2 protein-coding genes are annotated in these 2,908 nt (G+C 43.0%); both read left to right on the top strand.

Translation table 11 applies throughout. From position 1 onward, the window contains the following. Positions 1 to 135 precede the first annotated feature (135 nt). Positions 136 to 1,671: a cardiolipin synthase gene (gene cls, locus ADH49_RS08775; RefSeq protein WP_048691745.1), complete on the top strand. Its 1,536-nt coding sequence runs from the start codon at positions 136 to 138 to the stop codon at positions 1,669 to 1,671. Between the two features lie 300 nt (positions 1,672 to 1,971). After that, positions 1,972 to 2,838 carry a hypothetical protein gene (locus ADH49_RS08770; RefSeq protein WP_048691742.1) on the top strand — a complete coding sequence of 289 codons (867 nt, stop codon included), beginning with the start codon at positions 1,972 to 1,974 and terminating at the stop codon, positions 2,836 to 2,838. The last annotated feature ends 70 nt before the right edge of the window (positions 2,839 to 2,908 follow it).

Here is a 2,908-nt window from a genome sequence, read left to right as displayed (position 1 = left end):
CGGAGGTGGGACGACGAAATCGAATTCTAACGAATTACCGATTTCTGTCCCACTCTCTTTTTTCATTTTATCGGGTTTGCGCTCCCTTCTTAGAACTGGTATACTAGTAGGGATTATAAAAGAAGGAGAATGAGGGTGAGTTTTCGAAAGATTCGATTGTTAATGTCCAAATATGGGTTCAGTATCCTCTTTATGGGGTTTGAACTCTGGCTGTCCTTTGCGGCCTTCTTTTGGCTAAATGAATGGTTCCCAAATTGGATGTCTGTCACCATCATGGTTCTCTTGTATATCTCGACCATTTTGGCGATCGTCAACCGAAATATGCCTCCAGAGAGCAAGGTGACCTGGCTCCTGATTGCCGTCATCCCTGTCTTTGGTTCCCTTCTTTACCTCATGTTTGGGGAGCGGCGCCTGTCCAAAAAAGAAATGGTCCAGTTGGAAAATATGGAGTCCATGAATTTCCGTGAGGACAACAGCCGTGAGCTTCGCCTGCAATTGAAAGAAGAGAGTAAGAGCGTCTATGGGATGGTCAAGTCTATTCTGTCCATGGACCACAACGCAGACCTCTACAACGGGACGGCTTCGACCTTTTTCCCACTAGGGGACCAGATGCTCCCACAACTATTAGAGGATTTGCGCTCAGCCAAGAAATTTATCTTTCTTGAATTCTATATCATCGAGGAAGGTTTCATGTGGAACAGCATCCTAGAGATCCTACTTGAGAAAGTCAAAGAAGGGGTCGAAGTGAAGCTGCTCTACGATGATATTGGCTGTATGGCGACCCTGAAGGGAAACTACACCAGACGCTTGCGCAAATTAGGCATTGATGCCCATAAGTTTAACAAGGTGGTGCCACGATTGACGGCGGCTTATAACAATCGAGACCACCGCAAGATCTTGGTCATTGATGGCCAGATTGGCTATACAGGTGGCGTTAACCTAGCGGATGAGTATATCAACCAGAGAGAACGCTTCGGTCATTGGAAGGATAGTGCAGTGCGCTTGGACGGCCGAGCCGTCAAGGCCTTGACGCGACTCTTTCTCATGAACTGGTACATCAACCAGGGAGAGATTGAAGATTTCGATAAATACCATATGGAAAACCAAGCGGTAGATGGAGAAGGCTTCTATATCCCCTTTGGGAGTGGACCGAAACCCATCTACAAGTCCCAGGTTGGTAAGTCTGTGTATCAGAATATCATCAATCAGGCAACAGACTATGTCTACATTACGACCCCTTATTTAATCATTGATTATGATTTGACAGAAGATATTCGAAATGCGGCTCTCCGTGGTGTCGATGTACGCATCGTGACCCCTTACATTCCGGATAAAAAACTGATCCAAATCGTTACACGAGGGGCTTATCCAGACCTGATGGAAGCAGGGGTGAAAATCTATGAGTACACTCCAGGCTTTATCCATAGCAAGCAAGTATTGGCCGATGACGAAGTCGCAGTAGTCGGGACCATCAACTTTGACTATCGGAGCCTAGTCCATCACTATGAGAATGCTGTCTGGATGTATCGAAGCCCAGAATTGACCAAGATCCGAGCGGATTTTGAAGAGATTTTCTCTGTGTCTCAGCAGATCCAGTTGGACACTTTCCGGATCACCTGGTACCAGCATTTGATCAAGGAAATTATGCAGTTATTTGCGCCCATGCTATAGGCTATTGAGAGTGGGACAGAAATCGGTCATTCGTTAGAATTCGATTTCGTCGTCCTACCTCCGCACAGTTGAGTAGGGCTGTAAAAGCTGATGAAATCAGCGTAGTAGAGCCCACTCAACYAYTGCGTCTTGCTCGACAATCCAAAGACAATTGAGAGGCTAGGACTTTTGTCCCAGCCTCTTTTTTATTACGAAGGAGAGACAAAATATTACAATTTCTTTACATAGACTTGTCTAAGAATGTTCAGGGGGGCTATTTTTGGTATAATGAACATAATCTATAAAAAATAAGGAGAACTTATGAAAAAGCTCGTAAAATATGGTGTCTTACCAGCTTGCTTGTTGTTGTTGGCAGCTTGTTCGTCAAAACCAGCTACTGAGAAAAAAGCAGCCAAAGAGGACAAGGTAGAACAATCTAGTGAATCAAAAGAAGAAAAAACAAAAAAACAAATTGAGAAAGATGGAGATATCATTCTTCGTGCCATCTTCACGGACCATTCTTCTGGTTTCACAACCTTGATGGGAACGTCAGTTGACAAGTGGAAAAAACAAATTACCGAAAAATTTGTTGATGAAAATGCATCAAAATATTTACCAGCAGAAAACTTCACGCTTGAACTCACAACCGAAACATTCACTCCAGAAAAAATCTTGGAATTATTTGATCAAGCTCGCTTTAAAGTGTTAGCAACAATCGGTGATGACTATGAAATCACCAAGGTTGAAGACGAAGGAGATATTGCGACGGTTACCTTCAAATCTCGTGCAATTGCAACACGTGACTTGGCTAACTTGATCAACCGCGCAAAATCTAGTCTGTTTGAAAACGGAATTGAAGATGTTAAAAAATTAGAAGACAACACAGATCCAGATCTAGAAAAACGTTTGTCTTTATTGAACAACTTCTTATTCTACTATGCCTTTGATCGTTTGAACGAAGATTTTGGGTACATCGAACCGCGTGAGTACACCTTGGAATTGACAAAAACCAAAGAAGGGCGTTATATCCTTAGTGATGAAAGCTTCCTTGAACTACGTAAGGAAATCTTTGTAAACGAATACTCTGCTGATGGAGCTGAAACTCGTAAAGGAAGTAATTCCTCGAAGAGTGATTCTTCAACTAGCAAGGATTCAGACACAAGCTCAACCTCAAAAGATAAAGTATAAACCCATAAAAAGAGAGTGGGACAGAAATCGGTAATTCGTTAGAATTCGATTTCGTTGTCCCACCTCCGCA

The organism is Streptococcus sp. 400_SSPC, from assembly GCF_001072745.1.
GTDB classification, from domain to species: Bacteria; Bacillota; Bacilli; order Lactobacillales; family Streptococcaceae; genus Streptococcus; species Streptococcus xiaochunlingii.
This window is presented reverse-complemented; position numbering and strand designations above follow the sequence as displayed.

Excerpts from the sequence above, each read along its gene's own strand:
- ADH49_RS08770 (WP_048691742.1), top strand. The coding sequence starts at position 1,972 with ATGAAAAAGCTCGTAAAATATGGTGTCTTACCAGCTTGCTTGTTGTTG.